This window comes from Micrococcus sp. EWR3.9.1, from assembly GCF_052615555.1.
On record NZ_JBQXFD010000006.1, the window covers coordinates 123,421 to 140,513 of the forward strand.

Below are 17,093 nucleotides of genomic sequence, written 5' to 3' on the forward strand. Positions count from 1 at the left end.
CGGCGGCGCGCACCCGGCCCAGCCCCGGCCCCCGTTTTCGTTCGGGAAACGGCGGGTGCTCGGGCGTTGTCGTTCGGGAAACGGCGCCCGCGCCGCCTCGGGGCGCCGTTTCCCGAACGAAAGCACTCCTGGGGGCGCCGTTTCTCGAACGAAAGTGAGGGGTCAGAGGCTGGTGCCGATGATCATCGGCTCGGGGTGCAGCTCGACGCCGAAGCGTTCGCGCACGCCGTCGCGCACGGTGCGCGCGATCGTCAGGACGTCCTCGGTGCTCGCGTCGCCGCGGTTGGTCATGGCGAGGGTGTGCTTCGTGGACACCGACGCGCGGCCCCCGGCCAGGCCGGTGCCGTCGGCCCCGCGGCCGTCCGGACCGCCCTCGCGGGGCCCGACCTCGGGCAGCCCGAAGCCCTTCGCGAAGCCCGCGCGATCGATCAGCCAGGCCGCCGAGAGCTTCACGAGCGGCGTCCCGTCCTCGGCCTCCCCGGCGGCGAACGCCGGGGCGCCCTCGGGCAGGGCGGCTCGCACGGACGCGGGCACGATCGGGTTCGTGAAGTAGCTGCCCGTGGACCACGTGTCCGGGTCCGCCGGGTCGGACACCATCCCCTTGGCGGCGCGCAGGGCCAGCACCTCGCGGCGGACCACCGCGAGCGGGGCATGGGCGCCCTCCTCGACGTCGAGCGCGGCCGCCAGCTGCCCGTAGCGGACCGGCGCCGTCGGCTCGGCGTCGGAGGAGGCGCGGCGCAGCCGCAGGTCGATCGAGAGCACGATCCACCGGGGACTCGGCGCGCCGGTCTCCAGCATGGAGCGCTTGATCACGGAGTCGCGGTAGCCGAAGCGCAGGTCCGCGGGCGTCAGCTCGACGACCTCGCCCGCCTCCCGGTCCCACGCGCGCAGGGCGACGAGCACCTGCGAGACGTCCGCGCCGTAGGCGCCGACGTTCTGCACGGGCGTCGCGCCGGCCGAGCCCGGGATGCCCGAGAGCGCCTCGATCCCGCCGAGCCCGTGTGCCACGGTCCATGCGACGGCGTCGTCCCACGGGTGGCCCGCCGCGATCCGCACGACGACGGCCTCCCCCTCGTGGTCCGCGGGCCGGGCCCCGTCGCCGACGGGCGGCGTCTCACCCTCGCCGGGCGCCGGCCCGTCCAGCACGTGGATGCCCTCGAAGGCCAGCCGCACGACGGTGCCGGGGAAGCCGGCGTCCGCCATGAGGGTGTTGGAACCGCCGCCGAGCACGAACAGGGGCTCGCCCGCCGCGTCGGCGGCGCGCACGGCCTCGATCGCCTCGGCCTCGGTGCGCGCGGTGACCCACGCGCGCGCGGGCCCGCCGACGCGGGTGGTGGTGTGGTCCGCCAGCCGCTCGCTCACGCGGTCTCCCCCGCGGGTTCGGCCAGGCGCACGACGGCCTGCGCCTTGGTCAGCACGCGCGGCTTCGCCGCGTCCGGGTTGGTGACGTTCAGGTCGATCCGCACCGTCCCGGCAGCCTCATCCACGGCGCCGACCGTGCCGACGACCTCGAGCGTGGCGCCGGGGACGGGCGCGCCGTCGTCGTCCGTGCGCCCCGTGGTGTCCGCGACCGGCACCATGCCGGTGAAGCGGGTCTGGTAGTCGACGACGGCGCCCGGGTCGCCCGCCCAGTCCGAGACGAGCTGCACGGCCGCGCCCATGGTGAGCATCCCGTGGGCGATGACGCCGGGCAGGCCGACGTGCTCGGCGAACGTCGGGGACCAGTGGATCGGGTTGCGGTCGCCGGAGGCACCCGCGTAGGCGACGAGGTCGGCGCGGGTGAACGTGACGGTGCGCGTGCCGACCACCTCGCCCCGGGCGAGGTCGGACAGGCGGGGGGCGGTGCTCATCAGGACTCCTCTCCCCGGACCAGCAGGGTGGACGTGACGGTGGAGACGGCAGCGCCGTCCAGATCCGCGATCTCGGTGACGGTGGTGACCATGCGGTTGCCGCCGAGGGACTTCACGGCCTCGACCCGCACGGTCGCCACGACCTCGTCCCCGGCCACCAGCGGGCGGTGGTGGACGAAGCGCTCGTCCGCGTGGACCACCCGCGAGAAGTCGATCCCCAGCTCGGGATCGGCGACGACGGCGGCCTCGGCGCGCTGGGCGATGACGACGGCGAAGGTCGGGGGGGCGACCAGGTCGGCGTGTCCCAGGGCCCGGGCGGCCGCGACGTCGTGGTGCGCGGGATGGTGGGCCTGCACGGCCTCGGCGAAGCCGCGGACCGCCTCACGACCGACCTGGAAGGGGGGCGCGGGCGGATAGCTCCGCCCGGCGACGTCGGGGTTCACGCTCAACTCGGGCCTCCTGCGGGACGGTTCTCGACTGCCGTCCAGCCTAATGGCCGGGGCGCCGCTCCCCCTGCCGGCGGGCGGCCTGGCGGAAGCGCACGAGCTGGGCGGACAGGTGCACGGCGACGCCCGCGCCGAGCACGCCCAGGGCGGTCACGGAGACGGCGAGGCGTCCGGTGGTCCCGCCGACGACCGCCAGCACGATGCCGACGAGGAACAGCGCGGAGCCGGCCAGCACGAGGGTCCGGTACAGCCGGGAGCCGTGCTCCCACGGGGAGACGAAGCCGCGGGGCGCGGCGGTGCCGCGGGCGGGCTGGGGGGCGGGGCGACGCGTGGACATGCCCGCCAGGCTACCGGGGCGACGGACGGGCCCCGGAACGCGAAAGGACCCGGCCCCTCCGAGGAGGTGACCGGGTCCGTCCGATTCCGTAGCGGCGGGGGGACTCGATCCCCCGACCTCACGATTATGAGTCGTGCGCTCTAACCAGCTGAGCTACGCCGCCACGACACGAGAACGCCCGCACTCACGGTTTCACGCCGCGAGGGCGGGCTCTCATGTCAGAGCCCCGACCGGGAATCGATCCCGGGACCTCCATCTTACCAAGATGGCGCTCTACCACTGAGCTATCGGGGCAACGAGGTGAGACTCTACCAGGGCCCCGGGGCCGATGCAAAATCGGCCCCGGCTACGGCCTCCGGGGGTCCGCACCCCGGCCGGATCAGCGGCGGGCGCCCCGATCCGAGCGCTCCTGGGCGCCCCAACGGGGCTTGCGGCCGCCGGGGCGTCCCCCGCGGTCGTCCCGGTCCTTGCGGAAGCCACCGCGATCCTCACGGAAGCCGCGGTCGTCCCGGTCCTTGCGGAAGCCGCCGCGCTGGCCGCCGTCGCGGTCCCCGCGGAAGCCTCCGCGCTCGCCGCGGTCCTTGCGGAAGCCGCCGCGGCGCTCACCGCGGTCCTCGCCGTCGCGCTCGGCGCGGGTCGGGCGGCCGGTGTCCTTGCGCAGGCCGAGGCGACGGCCGTTGATCTCGGCGTTGGCCGCGGCCTCGAGCTGGGCCGAGGTCAGGTCTGCCGGCAGCTCGACGAGCGAGTGGTTGCCACGCAGGTCGATCGCGCCGATGGCCGAGGCGGGCAGGCCCACCTCGTTCGCCAGCGCGCCCACGATGTTGCCCGGCCGCACGCGGTCCTGGTGGCCCACGGCGATCCAGTACGTCGCGTTGCCGGCCGCAGGTTCCCGGGCCGGGCCACGCGAGCCGCGGCCGTCACTCGTGCCGCGCTCACGGCCGCCGTCGCGCCCACCCTCGCGGCCTCCGTCGCGGTCCTTGCGGCCGCGGGCGCCGCCGAACGGGATCTCCTGCTCGCGGGCCAGCAGCGGGCGGCCGCCCTGGGTCATCATGCCCAGCGCGGCGGCCACACGCGCCGGCTCGACCTCGTGCTCGTCGACGTACGCGGCGACGATCTCACCGAACACCGCCAGCTCCTCCTCCGAGGCGCGCTCGAGGGTGCGGGTGATGCCGTCGGCGAAGCGGCGCTTGCGGGCCGCGTTGACGTCGGCGACGGAGGGCACGGCCATCTCCTCGACCTGCTGGCGGGTGGTCCGCTCGATCTGCTTGAGCAGGAAGCGCTCGCGCGGGGTCATGAAGAGCACGGCGTCGCCCTGGCGGCCGGCGCGGCCGGTGCGGCCGATGCGGTGCACGTAGGACTCGGCGTCCTGCGGGATGTCGTAGTTGACCACGTGCGAGATGCGCTCGACGTCCAGGCCGCGGGCGGCGACGTCGGTGGCCACGAGGATGTCCACGCGGCCGGCCTTCAGGTCCTCGACGGTCTTCTCGCGCTGCTTCTGGGCGATGTCGCCGGAGATGGCCACGGCCTTGAACCCGGCGCGCGTGAGCTTCTGGGCGAGCTCCTCGGTGCCGGCACGGGTGCGCACGAAGGCGATGACGCCGTCGTGCTCCTCGGTCTCGAGGATCCGGCTCAGGGCCTCGAACTTCCACTGGTGACCCACCTGCAGGTAGCGCTGGCGGATCGTGGCGGACGTCGTCGACTGACGGGCGACGGCCACCTCCTCCGGGGCGTTCAGGTACTGGGCGGAGATGCGGCGGATGGCCGGGGGCATGGTGGCGGAGAACAGCGCGGTCTGCTTCGTGTCCGGGGTGGAGGCGAGGATGCGGTCCACCTCCTCCGCGAAGCCCATGCGCAGCATCTCGTCCGCCTCGTCCAGCACGAGGGTCTGCAGGTCGGACAGGTCCAGCGAGCCGCGCTCGAGGTGGTCGATCACGCGGCCCGGCGTGCCGACGACGACCTGCGCGCCCCGGCGCAGTCCGGCCAGCTGCGGTCCGTAGGGGGAGCCGCCGTACACGGCGAGCACGGAGACGTCGTCGAGGTGCTTGGCGTAGCCGTCGAAGGCGTCGGCCACCTGGAGGGCGAGCTCGCGGGTCGGGGCGAGGACGAGCACCTGCGGGGTGTCCGCGCGCCCGTTCACGTCCGTGGTCTCGGCGAGTCGGGACAGCGCCGGCAGCGCGAACGCGCCGGTCTTGCCGGTGCCGGTCTGGGCCAGGCCCACGACGTCGCGGCCGTCCAGCAGCAGCGGGATGGTCGCCTCCTGGATCGGCGAGGGGTGGGTGTAGCCCAGGTCCTCGACGGCGGCCAGCACGCGGGCGTCCAGGCCGAGGTCCAGGAAGGTGGGGCCGGCGGGCTCGGCGGGGGTTTCGGGGGCGGCGGGCTCGGCGGCGTCGACCTGCGGGACGGTCCCGGTGGCCTCCTGCTCCGCCTCGGCGAGCTCGGGGGCGACGGTCTCCGCCTCGGGGGCGGTCTCCACGGGCGCGGCGGTCTCCGCCTCGGCGGTGGTCTGGGGATCGAGGATGTCGGACATGGGTCCTCCTGGGGGGATGCGCGGGCGCACGCCGGAGGACGTCGGTCGCGGGTCGACGTCGTGGGGCGCAGGGGCCAGCTGGGTCAGATGATTCCGTCCACCCGGCAGCCCCCGAGGGCCACGACGTTCGTGGCCCGCACACACATCTGCACAGACATCTGCAGTCCGGCGTGGCACACGCGTCCACGCTCACTCATCACAGGGGAAAGACCGGATCCGGTCTGATCAGTCTACGCCACCGGACTGCGTGGTGGGCTGTGCCCTCGGACACCCCGGCCGCGCACCGGCCGGGGAGATAGGCTCGGCACGTGCCCCAGAACAGCGAAGACCACCCCCTCGCCCGCGGGCTCGGCCGGGCCGCCGGCCGTGCCGCCCAGTCCTTCCGGGAGAGTCAGCGGGCCGACGACGCACGGCTGCGCGCCGAGCGCGCCCGCCTCGCCGCCGAGGACGAGGAGCGCCTGGGACGGCGTCGCGCGGACCGCGAGCGCGACCTGGCCGCGCGGGACGCGGCCGAGTCCGATGCCGGCCTCGTCCACCCGCTCCTGAAGGTCGCGCGCCTCTACTGGCTCGCGGTCACCGTGGTGCTGATCGGCATCGCGGGCGCGTTCCTCTGGAACGGGGCCCGCGCACAGGACAGCGGCGAGCCCGTCATCGATCCGCTCACCGGCATGGAGTCGGTGGGCGTGCTGGGCGGCGCGACGGGGCAGTTCACGATGGGCACCGCCGTCGCCCTGCTGGCCGCGGCGTCCCTGTGGGGCTGGATCGGTCTGCTGCGCCGCCGTCGTTCGGCGATCGGGACCCTGACGTTCATCGCCGTCCTGCTGGCCGCCCCCGCGTTCCTGCGGGCCAACGGCCTGCTGATCATCCTCGCCGTCGTGATGCTCCTGGGCGCCGCGCTCGTCTGGCTGCCGCCCGTGCACTCGCGCCTGCGGCGCTGAGCCCGCGCGTCCCGCCCCCGCCGGCGGGCGGCGGCGCCGCTCAGTCCTCCACGGGACGGGCGGAGGCGACGACGGGCCGGGCCGTGGCGAGGTCGTACTCCATGACCTGACGGCCGCCGATCCACACGCGCAGGGCCCGCTGCATGACATCGAGCGGGTCGCCGGACCAGAGCACCAGGTCGGCGTCCTTGCCCACCTCGAGGGAGCCGATGCGGTCGTCCAGCCCCAGCACGCGCGCGGGATGCAGGGTGATGGCGCGCAGGGCGGTCTCCCGGTCCAGGCCCTCCTTCACCGACAGCGCGGCCTGGTAGACGAGGAAGTCGATGGGCACCACCGGGTGGTCGGTGATGATGCTGATCTCGACGCCGGCCCGCGCCAGACGCCCCGGGTTGCGCATCGAGCGGCCCCGCAGCTCCGGCTTGGACTTGGTGGTGAACAGCGGGCCGATCAGCACCGGCACGCCGCGGGCCGCGAGCTGGCCGGCCAGCGGGTGCGCCTCGGTGCCGTGGTCCAGGACGAGGTCGTAGCCGAACTCGTCGGCCAGGCGCAGGGCGGTGGCGACGTCGTCCGTGCGGTGGCAGTGCTGGCGCCAGGGGATCGTGCGCTCCAGGACGAGGGCGAGGGCGTCGAGGTGGGGATCGCGAGTGAAGGGCTTGTCCTCGCGCTCGGCCTCCGCGCGGCGGGCCATGTAGCCCTGCGCCCGCAGGAACGCCTCGCGGATCACGAGGGCGGTGCCCAGCCGCGTGGACGGGGTGCGGCCCTTCTCCTTGTAGACGTTCTTGGGGTTCTCGCCGAGGGCGGACTTCACGCCCGAGGGGCTGCGCAGCACCATCTCGTCCACGGTGCGTCCGTGGGTGTGCAACGCGACCGCCTGGCCGCCGATCGGGTTGCCCGAGCCGGGGTTCACGTTCACGGTGGTCACCCCGCCGGCCAGGGCGTCCTTCCAGCCCGGCTCGTTCGGGTCGACGGCGTCGATCGCCCGCACCCCGGCCATCACGGGGTCCGTCATCTCGTTGACGTCCGCGGTCGCACCGACCTCGCCCTCGGCGTGCATGCCCAGGTGGACGTGCGCGTCCACGAAGCCGGGCAGCACCCAGCGTCCCTCGCAGTCCACCACCTCGGCGCCGTCGGGCGCCTCGACGTCGGGGCCGATCGCGGTGATCCGGCCGTCCTCGACGAGCAGGGTGCCGTCGAACGGCTCGGCGGCGACGGGGACGACATGGGCGTTGACGAAGGCGGTGAGGGTCATGACCGTCACACTACGCCGCCGGGTGCTCCCCACCCGTGCGCTTTGGGGGCGGTTTTGGGCGGTATCCGACGCGGATACCGCCCAAAACCGCCCCCAATCCGCTGGCGGACATCGGCCGGTCAGAGGCTGCCCAGAGCCCGTTCCAGGTCCGCCACGAGGTCCTCGGCGTCCTCGATGCCCACCGACAGGCGCAGCAGGTCGTCCGGCACGGCCAGCTCCGTGCCGGCCACGGACGCGTGGGTCATCTCCGCCGGGTAGTTCATCAGCGACTCGATGCCGCCCAGGGACTCGGCGAGCTGGAACAGGCGGGTCGACTCGGCCACGCGGCGGGCCGCCGCGGCACCGCCGGCCAGGCGCAACGAGACCATGCCGCCGAAACCGCGCATCTGGCGCCGCGCGAGCTCATGGCCGGGGTGGCCCGGCAGCCCCGGGTACAGCACCTGGGAGACCTCGGCGCGGCCGGTGAGCCACTCGGCGACGGCCTGGGCGTTGGCCTGGTGGCGGTCCATGCGCACCCCGAGCGTCTTGAGGCCGCGCGTGGTCAGGTACGCGTCCAGGGGCCCGTTCACGGCCCCCGCCGCGAACTGCTGGAACTTCACCTGCTCGGCGAGTGCGGCATCCGGGATCACGAGCGCCCCGCCGATCACGTCCGAATGGCCGCCGATGTACTTCGTGGTGGAGTGCACCACCACGTCCGCGCCGAGGGCGATCGGGGACTGCAGGTACGGCGTCGCGAAGGTGTTGTCCACCACGAGCAGGGCGCCGTGCGCGTGGGCCGCCTCGGCGACCGCGGCGACGTCGGAGATCTTCATCATCGGGTTGGACGGGGTCTCCAGCCACACCATGACCGGCCCCGTGGCGGCGGCGCGCTCGACGGCGGCGGCGACCTGCTCGGCGTCCCCCATGTCCACGACGACGTGCTCCACGCCCCAGGGGGCGAGCACGCGGGAGATGAGGCGGTAGGAGCCGCCGTACACGTCGTTGCCCAGCACGATCGTCATGCCCGGCCGGCCCGCGCCCATGATCAGCGCGGTCTCCGCGGCCAGGCCGGAGGCGAACGTGAGGCCGGTGGCCCGGGGCGCGCCGGACTCGTCGACGCCGGCCTCGAGCGCGGCCAGCTGCTCCTGCAGCGCGTCCCGGGTGGGGTTGGTGCCGCGGCCGTAGTCGTAGCCGCGCCGCAGCTCGCCGACGGCCGTGGGCGCGTACGTGCTCGAGAGGTGGATCGGCGGGACGACGGCGCCGAACACCTCATCCAGGTGCTGGCCCGCGTGCACGGCGCGCGTGCCGAAGCCTCCCCCCCGGGGGTGGGCGGCGGCGTCTTCGGCGCCGGTGTCGGGGGTGGTGGCGTGCGGGTCCTCGTGGACGTTCTGCTCGGTCATCTCAGGAGCCTCCTCGGAGAGATCGGGTCGGGTGGGGCGGGCACGGCCGGCGCGGCCGGCCTCAGGCGGTGACGTGGGCGAGGACGTCGTGCAGGGTGACGACGCCCTGGACGCGGCCGGCCTCGAGCACCAGCAGCACGGGGTCCTGGGCGAGGCGGCGGGCGACGGCGCGCAGCGGGGTGCGCGCCCCCAGGCAGGGCAGCACGGGGCCCATGACGTCGGCCACGGGGGTCTGCGCGGTGGCCCGCCCCTCAGCGAGGGCGTCCGCGAGCGCGGCGGTGGAGACGGTGCCGCGGACCTCGCCGATCCGCAGGTCGTGCCGGGGCTCGAGGATCACGGGCAGGGCGTCGACGCCGTACCGGTTCATGGTCGCGACGGCGTCCGCCACCGAGGTGGTCGGGGCCGCGGTGACGAGGGTGGGCACGGATCCCGGGAACAGGTCGGCCTTCTCGGTCAGCAGCTCCCCCGCCGTCGCGGACCAGCGGTCGGTCTCGGCGGGGGCGCCCGCGCGGGTCGCCGGCTCGGCGTCGGCGTGCTCGAGCACCTCGACGGGCGTTCCGGCCCCGCCGGCGGCCCCCGTGGCGCCGTCGTCGTCCGTCTGCGGGACCGCCGAGCGGGTGCGCCCGCGCGCCCACGCCGGCAGCACGGTCTCGCGGACGTCGTAGTCGAAGCCGCGCTCGTCCATCCACGGGTCGTTGAAGATCTTGGCGAGGTAGCCGCGGCCCGAGTCGGGCAGCACGATCACCATGACGTCCTCCGGGCCGAGCTCGCGGGCGGCGCGCAGGCCGGCCACGACGGCCAGACCGGAGGAGCCGCCCACGAGCAGGCCCTCCTCGGCGGCGAGGCGGCGGGTCATGGCCAGGGCCTCGGCGTCCTCGACGGCGATGACCTCGTCCGGGACCGCGGGGTCGTAGTTGTCCACCCACATGTCCTCGCCGACGCCCTCGACGAAGTAGGGCCGGCCGGTGCCGCCGGAGTACACCGAGCCGCTGGGGTCCGCGCCGATCACGCGGACGGGACCGGACGGGCGGTCCGCCGAGACCTCCTTGAGGTAGCGGCCGGTGCCCGTGATGGTGCCGCCCGTGCCGGCGCCCATCACGACGTGGGTGACGCGGCCGGCCGTGTCCTCCCAGATCTCGGGGCCGGTGGTCTCGTAGTGGGAGGCCGGGGCGGCGGGGTTGAAGAACTGGTTGGGCTGATAGGCCCCGGGGATCTCCCGCACGAGGCGGTCGGCGACCCCGTAGTAGGACTCCTCGGACGTCGGGTCCACGGCGGTGGGCGTGACGACGAGCTCGGCGCCGTACGCGCTGAGCACGTCCCGCTTCTCCTGACCCACCTTGTCCGGGGTGACGAACACGGTGCGGTAGCCCTTGAGCTGCGAGACCAGGGCCAGCCCTACGCCCGTGTTGCCCGAGGTGGGCTCCACGACGGTGCCGCCCGGGCCGAGCAGGCCCTCGCGCTCGGCCTCCTCGATCATCTTCAGCGCGATGCGGTCCTTCACGGAGCCACCGGGGTTCAGGTATTCGACCTTCACCAGCACGGTGGCCTCGATGCCCTCCGTCACGGAGTGCAGCTTCACGAGCGGGGTGTGCCCGATCAGCTCGAGGACGTTCTCGGCGTACTGCATGGGCTGCGCAGGGGTGGGCGCGGGGGTCTGTTCAGTCACGCACCCCACGCTACGCCAGGGGCCGGACGCCGAAGGAGGGCCCCGGACACGCGGGGCAACGCCCGGCGTGCGCGCCGTCACGGCCGACGTCGTCCTGTCCGGGCCCGGGTGTACGGTGCGGGCATGATCGCCCCGGACGCCGAGCGCCGCGTACGCGTGCCCGTCCCCGTGGACGTCGCGCTCACCCTGCGTCCCCTGCAGCGCGGCGCGGCCGACCCCACGGTCCGCGCCACACCGCAGGGCGTCTGGCTCACCCTGCGCTCCCCCGCCCCGGACGCGGCGTCGGGCGGGCCGGGCCGGCCGACGTCCTTGCTGGTCTCCGGCGCCCGGGAGGCCGCAGGGGGCGGCACCGCGGTGACGGCCCGCGCGTGGGGCGCGGGCGCGCGCACCGCCGTCGCCGACGTGGAGCGTCTGCTCGGCCTGCACGACGACGGCTGGGCCGCCTTCGACGCCCTGCTGCGGCCGGACTCCGGCGCGCCCGCGCTGCCGCGGCACGTGCGCGAGGCGCGGCGGACGCGGGCCGGGCTGCGGCTGCCGGCGGCGGGCGCGCTGTCCCGGCAGCTGCTCACCGCCGTGCTCGAGCAGAAGGTCACCCACGACCAGGCGCGGCACGGCTGGCGCACCCTCGTGCGGCTGGCCGCCCGGATCGACGACGACGGGCCCGCCCCCGGCCCGGTGCCGCCGGGGATGCTGCCGCCGCCGACCCCGGCCGCCGTCCTGCGGATCCCCTCGTGGGACTGGCATGCGCGGGCCTGGGTGCAGCCCTCCCAGTCACGGACCATGCTGGAGGTCGCCCGGCGGGCCGCGAGCATCGACCGGCTCGGCGACGCGGTCACCCCCGGGGACACGGCCGGGGTGGCCGCGCTGGCCCGGCGCCTGGAATCGGTGCCCGGGATCGGGCCGTGGACCACGGCCGAGGCGCTGCAGCGCAGCCACGGGGCGGCGGACCTCGTCTCCGTGGGCGACTACCACCTGGCGCAGTACGTGGGGCAGGTCCTCACGGGACGCCGGACCGACGACGCCGGGATGCTCCGCCTGCTCGCGCCGTGGGCCGGGCACCGGCAGCGGGTGGTGCGGATGATCGGGCTCTCCGGAGAGCGCAAGCAGGGGTTCGGACCCAAGCTCGCCCCGGCCGACCACCGCGCCCACTGACGCGACGCCGGATCGGCCGGGGCCGTGCCGGCGCGTCCGCGCGGCCCCTCCACTCCTGCACAGGCCACTGCTCCCGGCGCGTCCTCCCCAGCCCCGGCCGGGTCCGGCCGGCCGCCCGCCCCGGGTTCCTAGCGTGGGCGATGCCGCCCCGACCGGTGCGGCGCCGCCGGGACCCTGATGAGTCCCCACCCGGGAGGAGACCGCCATGACCACCGCCTTCGAGCCCCGCCCGCACACCGCCGCCGCCCCGCGCGAGCCCGACCCGCACGGCCCCGGCACGCCCGGCTCCCTGCGCCCGGGCGAGCGCGGCTCCGTGCTCATCGTGACCCGCCATCCCGACCCGGACGAGGCCATGCGGCACGCGATGGCCTGGATCACCGCCTTCGAGGAGGACTGCGGCCTCGTGCTGGACACGGACGAGACCGCGCTCTACGCCGTCGGCCGAGCGGGCGACCTGGGTGAGGCCCTGCGTCGCGGCCCCCTGGTCCACGAGGACGGCAGCCCCGCCGACACCTCCGCGTTCGTGGACGCGGTGCTCGCGGACGGCACGTGGCGCCTGCGCGACGCCGACCCGCGGGCGTGGTCGACCACGTACCGTGCCGCGATCCTGGGCGCCGCCCCCGAGGCGGTCTGCACCATCTGGGACGTGTTCCCGCTGCCCGCCGCCTGAGGGTGACGGTCGTCGTCAGCCCGCACCCTGGGCCTGGGCCTGGGCCTGGGCCTGGACGACCTTCGCGCCCTCCGCGCGCAGCTCGACCTTGCGGACCTTGCCGGAGACGGTCATGGGGAAGGCGTCGAGCACGCGGACGTAGGCCGGGATCTTGAAGTGCGCGATCCGGCCCGCGGCGAACTCGCGGACGGCGTCCACCGTGAGCGGCTCGACGCCGTCCTTCATGATCACGCAGGCCATGAGCTGCTCGCCGTACTTCTCGTCCGGCACGCCCACCACCTGGACGTCCTGGATGTCCGGGTGGGTGTAGAGGAACTCCTCCACCTCGCGCGGGGAGATGTTCTCGCCGCCGCGGATCACGAGGTCCTTGATGCGGCCCTCGATGCGCACGGAGCCGTCCTCGTCCATGGAGGCGAGGTCGCCGGAGTGCATCCAGCCGTCGGCGTCCAGCACCTCGGCGGTCTTCTCGGGGGCGTCCCAGTAGCCGAGCATCACGGAGTAGCCGCGAGTGCACAGCTCGCCCGTGGCCCCGCGCGGGACGACGTCACCGGTGGCGGGGTCCACGATCTTCGTCTCCACGTGGGGCATGGTCCGGCCGACGGTCTGGGTGCGCACCTCCAGGGAGTCGTCGCGGCGGGTCATGGTGGACACGGGCGCGGTCTCCGTCATGCCGTAGCAGATGGCGACCTCGGACATGTGGAACCGGTCGATGACCTTCTTCATCACCTCGACGGGGCACGTGGAGCCGGCCATCACGCCGGTGCGCAGCGTGGACAGGTCCAACGCGTCCGCCTCAGGCCGGGCGAGCATGGCGATGAACATCGCCGGCACGCCGTACAGGCTCGTCGCACCGGTGGCGGCCACAGCCCGCAGCGCCGAGACCGGCTCGAAGCTGCGCGCCGGGATGACGGCGAGCGAGCCGTGGGAGACGGTGGCGATCACGCCGATCACCATGCCGAAGCAGTGGAAGAACGGCACTGGGATCACCACGGTGTCCTCCTCCGTGTAGCCCAGAAGCTCGCCGATGTGGAAGCCGTTGTTCAGCACGTTGCGATGCGTCAGCGTGACGCCCTTGGGGAAGCCGGTGGTGCCCGAGGTGTACTGCAGGTTCACGGGGTCCGCCGGCCCGGTGGCGGCCTCGCGCACGGCCAGGTCCTCGTCCGAGACCCGCGCGGCCTCGGCCAGGAAGTCGGCCCACGTGCCCTCGGCCACGGGATCGGCGGCGTGTCGGCCGGCCACGTCGCCGGCCTGCACGTGCGCGTAGGCGTCCTCGCCGCTCCCGGCCGGCAGCATGATCAGCTGCCGCAGGTGCGGCGCCGACTCACGGGCCACGGCGCGTGCGGTGGCGGGCGGGTCCATGCGTGCGTCCGCGCAGGCCACCACCAGCCCGCGCATGTCGCACTGCTCGACCACGTAGGTCAGCTCGTGGGCGCGGTACGCCGGGTTGAGGTTCACGAGGATGACGCCGGCACGCGCCGCGCCGTAGAGCAGCGAGACCCACTCGGCGACGTTGGGGCTCCACATGCCGATCCGGTCCCCCGCCTCGTAGCCCGCGGCCATGAGCGCCTTGGCCACCGTCACGGACTCCTCACGCAGCTGCCCGTAGGTCCAGGTGCGGCCGGTGGCCGGGTCCCCGTCCGGTCCACACTCCAGGAGCGCGGCGCGGTCGGCGAACCGGCGGGCGGTGTCGTCGAGGTTCTGGGCCAGGGTCTGCTCGAGCAGCTCGACGTCGGTCGGTCCCTGGGTGAAGGACTCGGGGGCGGTGGACTCGGTCATCGGGCGCTCCTCGCGGATGGTCGGGCGACGCCGCACGGCGTCACGATGCAGGGCCGTGCCGCCACCGGACCGCACAGGGCATCGGGTGTGACACGGACCACAGGCAGGCTACGTCGCCTGGCGGGAGGCCGCCACCTCCCGGGGCGGGGACACGGGGGGTGCCACGGCCCCGGACGGCAGAAGACCCCGGGACCGTGTGGTCCCGGGGTCTTCGTTCCGGTGGCAGATACTGGATTCGAACCAGTGAAGGCAATGCCAGCTGATTTACAGTCAGCCCCCTTTGGCCGCTCGGGAAATCTGCCGTGCCACCCGGCGGCTGCCGGGCGTCTCGAGGACGACCGCACCGGTCGGGCGAGAGTCGACTGTACAGCATCCCTGCGCCACGCCGCCAATCGGCCCGGGACCGCGTCCGCCGTCCCCGGTAGGCTGGCCCGCAGAGCGCCCGGCGCGGCCCCGCAGTGGCCGTCGTCGACGGGCGCACCCCGTCCGCAGACCCTGAAGGAGAGCACCCGTGGCCAGCGATTCCACGTTCGACGTCGTCAGCAAGGTGGACAGCCAGGAGGTGTCCAACGCCCTGAACCAGGCGCAGAAGGAGATCGCCCAGCGCTACGACTTCAAGGGCGTCGGCGCCGAGATCGACTTCTCCGGCGAGAAGATCCTCATGAGGGCCTCCTCCGAGGAGCGCGTCAAGGCCGTCAAGGACGTGTTCGAGTCCAAGCTCGTCAAGCGCGGCATCTCCCTCAAGTCCCTCGACGCCGGCGCCCCGTTCGCCTCCGGCAAGGAGTACCGCATCGAGGCGACCATGAAGGAGGGCATCGACCAGCCCACCGCGAAGAAGATCACCAAGCTGATCCGCGATGAGGGCCCCAAGTCCGTCAAGGCCCAGATCCAGGGGGACGAGCTGCGCGTGTCCTCCAAGTCCCGCGACGACCTGCAGTCGGTCATCGCGATGCTCAAGGACTTCGAGGACGCGGACCTGCAGTTCGTGAACTTCCGCTGATCCGCACGCCGCCTCCCCTCCGATCCCACCAGGAGTCCCCATGCTGTACCTGATCGACCCTCGCGGGGCCGTGTGGTCCGCCGACACCACGATCGGCCGGGCGCGGGCCCGGGCCCGCGTGGACGGCCGCCCGGTCGACGACCTGAAGTTCGCCAAGGCCGCCATGCTCCTGACCTTCGACGACCATGTGGACCTCGCGCTGCGTCACGGCGTCGCCGCCCCGCGGGGCCTCCTCCTCGACCACGGGTTCGTGGCCCAGGTGCTCGCCCCCGCGAACCTGAAGGCCCAGCGCGCCAACCAGGACGCGATCGCCGAGCAGCTCGCGGTGGTGGAACGTCGCACGGAGGACGCTGGATCGCTGCGCTCCCACCGGCACGCGGCCGCCTACGAGGGCGCGGACCAGAGTCTGGAGCGCCGCATCAAGAAGGCGGAGGAGGCGGCCCGCGAGACGCTCCAGGCGGCCCCGGACGAGGACCTCGTCCGCCACTGGACGCGCCTGGGTGGCGCGGTCCCGGCCACGCTCCAGGCCGACCGCGGCCGCTGACTCGCCGGCCGCCGTCGTCGTGGTGGCTCCCGTGGACGGCGGCTCAGGCTGCCGCGAGCCAGACGTTTCGGCGGTTTCGCGGCCCGATCTGCAGCAGAATCATCTGGCTCACGGGCAGAAACGTCTGGCTCGGCGCTCCTCGGCGCTCCTCGGCGGTCGCGGGCTCGCAGCCTCCCGCCACGGAACCCCGCGCCTGCTCAGGGCGTGGGGTTCCGGGCGTCGTAGCGCAGGAAGCCGGGCTGCCACCGCATCAGCGCGCTCACGCCGAGCATGCACAGCACACCGCCGGCCAGCAGGGTCGGTCCCTCCCCCAGGCCCACGGAGGCGCCGCCGGTGAGCAGCTCGCCCAGGCGCGGCCCGCCCGCCACCACGACGACGAACACGCCCTGCAGCCGGCCGCGCAGGTGGTCCGGGGTCGCGGACTGCAGGATCGAGCCGCGGAAGACGCCGGAGAGCGAGTCCGCGGCCCCGCCCACCGCCATGCACAGCGCGGCGAGGGCGAACGCGAGCGTGAGGCGGGGATCGCCGTCGGGCAGGGACTGTGCCCACCACACCACGCCGCCGAACGCGGCCACCGCCGCGCCCCACACGAGGATCGAGACGTACACGCCCCAGCCCTGCGCATGCAGGCGTGTGAACGGCGCGGAGAACAGTCCCGCGAGGAACGCGCCCGCCGCCATCGCCGCCAGCAGCACGCCGACGGCGGCCTCACCGCCGCCGAGCACCACGGCGCCGATGGCGGGCAGCAGGGCGCGCGGGAACGCCGTCGTCATGGCCACGATGTCCGCCAGGAAGGTCATCCGCAGGTTCGGTCGCGAGCCGAGGAAGCGCAGGCCCTCGACCACCGAGGCCAGGCCCCCGCGCGCCCCCGAGGCGGGCGCGGCCTCGCCCCGCTGCGGCGGCAGGGACGGCAGCCGCCACACGGCGTACAGGGCGGCGAGGAAGGTGACGACGTCGATCGAGTAGGTCCACGCGTAGCCGACCGCCGCCACGAGCACGCCGCCCAGCATGGGGCCGACCATGAGGGCCACGGAGAACGTCATCATGTTCAGCGCGTTCGCCGCCGGCACGAGCGGCAGGCCCACGAGCGCGGGGATGATCGCGCCGCGGGTGGGCTGGTTGATGCCGGACGCGCCGGAGTGCAGGGCCACGAGGGCGTACAGCACCGGCACCGACTCGAGCCCGGCCCAGGCCTGCGCGGCGATGCCGACCGTGCTCAGCCACATGACGGCCGACGAGGTCAGCGCGACGCGGCGGCGGTCGTGCCGGTCCGCGATCGCGCCGCCGTACAGGCCCGCGACCACGAGGGGCACGAGCGCGGCCAGGCCGAGCAGACCCACCGCGAACGAGGAGCCGGTCAGGGCGAACACCTCGAGGGACACCGCCACGAGCGTGAGCTGCGTGCCCACGTACGAGAGCGTGTTGCCGAGCCACAGCCGCCGGTAGGCGGGTGAGACCCGCAGCGGGGTGATGTCGACGAGGAGGCGGGCCACCCCGGAAGCCTAGCGCCGGGGCGGCCAGAGCCCGCCCCGGATCAGACGGTCGGGACGGACGCCCCG

General features: G+C 74.5%; 15 protein-coding genes and 3 tRNA genes. 5 read left to right on the forward strand and 13 right to left on the reverse strand.

Going from position 1 to position 17,093, the window contains the following annotated elements:
* Window positions 1–162: 162 nt before the first annotated feature.
* The 7 genes from ACUJ8O_RS05950 to ACUJ8O_RS05980 form a co-directional block, all read right to left on the reverse strand.
* Window positions 163–1,362, reverse strand: coding sequence for a UDP-N-acetylmuramate dehydrogenase (locus ACUJ8O_RS05950; RefSeq protein ID WP_158184929.1), 1,200 nt, complete (start codon window positions 1,360–1,362; stop codon window positions 163–165).
* Entirely contained in the window at window positions 1,359–1,850 is a 492-nt protein-coding gene (locus ACUJ8O_RS05955) for a MaoC/PaaZ C-terminal domain-containing protein (protein WP_158184928.1), read from the reverse strand. Before ACUJ8O_RS05955 ends, ACUJ8O_RS05950 begins: the two co-directional genes overlap by 4 nt.
* Entirely contained in the window at window positions 1,850–2,299 is a 450-nt protein-coding gene (locus ACUJ8O_RS05960) for an FAS1-like dehydratase domain-containing protein (protein ID WP_036381490.1), read from the reverse strand. The genes ACUJ8O_RS05955 and ACUJ8O_RS05960 overlap by 1 nt, the downstream gene beginning before the upstream one ends.
* Before the next feature lie 40 nt (window positions 2,300–2,339).
* Window positions 2,340–2,633, reverse strand: coding sequence for a hypothetical protein (locus tag ACUJ8O_RS05965; RefSeq protein WP_445373229.1), 294 nt, complete (start codon window positions 2,631–2,633; stop codon window positions 2,340–2,342).
* 89 nt (window positions 2,634–2,722) lie between these two features.
* Window positions 2,723–2,796 (reverse strand) — tRNA-Met (locus ACUJ8O_RS05970).
* A gap of 59 nt (window positions 2,797–2,855) precedes the next feature.
* A tRNA-Thr gene (locus ACUJ8O_RS05975) sits at window positions 2,856–2,927 on the reverse strand.
* An 85-nt stretch (window positions 2,928–3,012) separates the two neighbouring features.
* On the reverse strand, window positions 3,013–5,160 hold the full coding sequence (locus tag ACUJ8O_RS05980; RefSeq protein ID WP_095346308.1) for a DEAD/DEAH box helicase: 2,148 nt from the start codon (window positions 5,158–5,160) through the stop codon (window positions 3,013–3,015).
* A gap of 308 nt (window positions 5,161–5,468) precedes the next feature.
* Here ACUJ8O_RS05980 and ACUJ8O_RS05985 point away from each other — a divergent pair, with 308 nt between their 5' ends.
* Entirely contained in the window at window positions 5,469–6,098 is a 630-nt protein-coding gene (locus tag ACUJ8O_RS05985) for a hypothetical protein (RefSeq protein ID WP_036337595.1), read from the forward strand.
* Between the two features lie 40 nt (window positions 6,099–6,138).
* On the opposite strand, the gene ACUJ8O_RS05990 is transcribed toward ACUJ8O_RS05985, so the two are convergent.
* From ACUJ8O_RS05990 to ACUJ8O_RS06000, 3 genes are all read right to left on the reverse strand, one after another.
* The gene (locus ACUJ8O_RS05990; protein WP_095346306.1) at window positions 6,139–7,347 is read right to left on the reverse strand and encodes an amidohydrolase; all 1,209 of its coding nucleotides are present in this window, start codon (window positions 7,345–7,347) and stop codon (window positions 6,139–6,141) included.
* A gap of 119 nt (window positions 7,348–7,466) precedes the next feature.
* Complete coding sequence (locus tag ACUJ8O_RS05995) at window positions 7,467–8,726, reverse strand: cystathionine gamma-synthase (RefSeq protein WP_036383880.1); 1,260 nt, start codon at window positions 8,724–8,726, stop codon at window positions 7,467–7,469.
* 61 nt (window positions 8,727–8,787) lie between these two features.
* Window positions 8,788–10,353: a pyridoxal-phosphate dependent enzyme gene (locus ACUJ8O_RS06000; RefSeq protein ID WP_095346304.1), complete on the reverse strand. Its 1,566-nt coding sequence runs from the start codon at window positions 10,351–10,353 to the stop codon at window positions 8,788–8,790.
* Window positions 10,354–10,515: 162 nt separating this feature from the next.
* Here ACUJ8O_RS06000 and ACUJ8O_RS06005 point away from each other — a divergent pair, with 162 nt between their 5' ends.
* Together ACUJ8O_RS06005 and ACUJ8O_RS06010 are read left to right on the forward strand one after the other, a co-directional pair.
* Window positions 10,516–11,544, forward strand: coding sequence for a DNA-3-methyladenine glycosylase family protein (locus tag ACUJ8O_RS06005; RefSeq protein ID WP_445373230.1), 1,029 nt, complete (start codon window positions 10,516–10,518; stop codon window positions 11,542–11,544).
* 205 nt (window positions 11,545–11,749) lie between these two features.
* On the forward strand, window positions 11,750–12,214 hold the full coding sequence (locus tag ACUJ8O_RS06010) for a hypothetical protein (RefSeq protein WP_115165937.1): 465 nt from the start codon (window positions 11,750–11,752) through the stop codon (window positions 12,212–12,214).
* A 15-nt stretch (window positions 12,215–12,229) separates the two neighbouring features.
* On the opposite strand, the gene ACUJ8O_RS06015 is transcribed toward ACUJ8O_RS06010, so the two are convergent.
* Both ACUJ8O_RS06015 and ACUJ8O_RS06020 read right to left on the reverse strand, forming a co-directional pair.
* Window positions 12,230–13,990: an AMP-binding protein gene (locus ACUJ8O_RS06015; protein ID WP_445373231.1), complete on the reverse strand. Its 1,761-nt coding sequence runs from the start codon at window positions 13,988–13,990 to the stop codon at window positions 12,230–12,232.
* 220 nt (window positions 13,991–14,210) lie between these two features.
* Window positions 14,211–14,292: transfer RNA gene (locus ACUJ8O_RS06020), tRNA-Tyr, on the reverse strand.
* 209 nt (window positions 14,293–14,501) lie between these two features.
* Between ACUJ8O_RS06020 and ACUJ8O_RS06025 the strand changes: the two genes are divergently transcribed.
* The gene (locus ACUJ8O_RS06025; protein ID WP_036383893.1) at window positions 14,502–14,990 is read left to right on the forward strand and encodes a YajQ family cyclic di-GMP-binding protein; all 489 of its coding nucleotides are present in this window, start codon (window positions 14,502–14,504) and stop codon (window positions 14,988–14,990) included.
* A 40-nt stretch (window positions 14,991–15,030) separates the two neighbouring features.
* On the forward strand, window positions 15,031–15,534 hold the full coding sequence (locus ACUJ8O_RS06030; RefSeq protein ID WP_445373232.1) for a hypothetical protein: 504 nt from the start codon (window positions 15,031–15,033) through the stop codon (window positions 15,532–15,534).
* 197 nt (window positions 15,535–15,731) lie between these two features.
* Here ACUJ8O_RS06030 and ACUJ8O_RS06035 read toward each other — a convergent pair whose 3' ends face one another.
* On the reverse strand, window positions 15,732–17,027 hold the full coding sequence (locus ACUJ8O_RS06035; protein ID WP_445373233.1) for an MFS transporter: 1,296 nt from the start codon (window positions 17,025–17,027) through the stop codon (window positions 15,732–15,734).
* Between the last annotated feature and the right edge of the window lie 66 nt (window positions 17,028–17,093).

Coding starts and splice junctions, on each gene's coding strand:
- ACUJ8O_RS05965 (WP_445373229.1), bottom strand. CDS start 2,633: ATGTCCACGCGTCGCCCCGCCCCCCAGCCCGCCCGCGGCACCGCCGCG.
- ACUJ8O_RS06015 (WP_445373231.1), bottom strand. CDS start 13,990: ATGACCGAGTCCACCGCCCCCGAGTCCTTCACCCAGGGACCGACCGAC.
- ACUJ8O_RS05995 (WP_036383880.1), bottom strand. CDS start 8,726: ATGACCGAGCAGAACGTCCACGAGGACCCGCACGCCACCACCCCCGAC.
- ACUJ8O_RS05955 (WP_158184928.1), bottom strand. CDS start 1,850: ATGAGCACCGCCCCCCGCCTGTCCGACCTCGCCCGGGGCGAGGTGGTC.
- ACUJ8O_RS05990 (WP_095346306.1), bottom strand. CDS start 7,347: ATGACCCTCACCGCCTTCGTCAACGCCCATGTCGTCCCCGTCGCCGCC.
- ACUJ8O_RS06010 (WP_115165937.1), top strand. CDS start 11,750: ATGACCACCGCCTTCGAGCCCCGCCCGCACACCGCCGCCGCCCCGCGC.
- ACUJ8O_RS05980 (WP_095346308.1), bottom strand. CDS start 5,160: ATGTCCGACATCCTCGATCCCCAGACCACCGCCGAGGCGGAGACCGCC.
- ACUJ8O_RS06000 (WP_095346304.1), bottom strand. CDS start 10,353: ATGCAGTACGCCGAGAACGTCCTCGAGCTGATCGGGCACACCCCGCTC.
- ACUJ8O_RS06030 (WP_445373232.1), top strand. CDS start 15,031: ATGCTGTACCTGATCGACCCTCGCGGGGCCGTGTGGTCCGCCGACACC.
- ACUJ8O_RS06005 (WP_445373230.1), top strand. CDS start 10,516: ATGATCGCCCCGGACGCCGAGCGCCGCGTACGCGTGCCCGTCCCCGTG.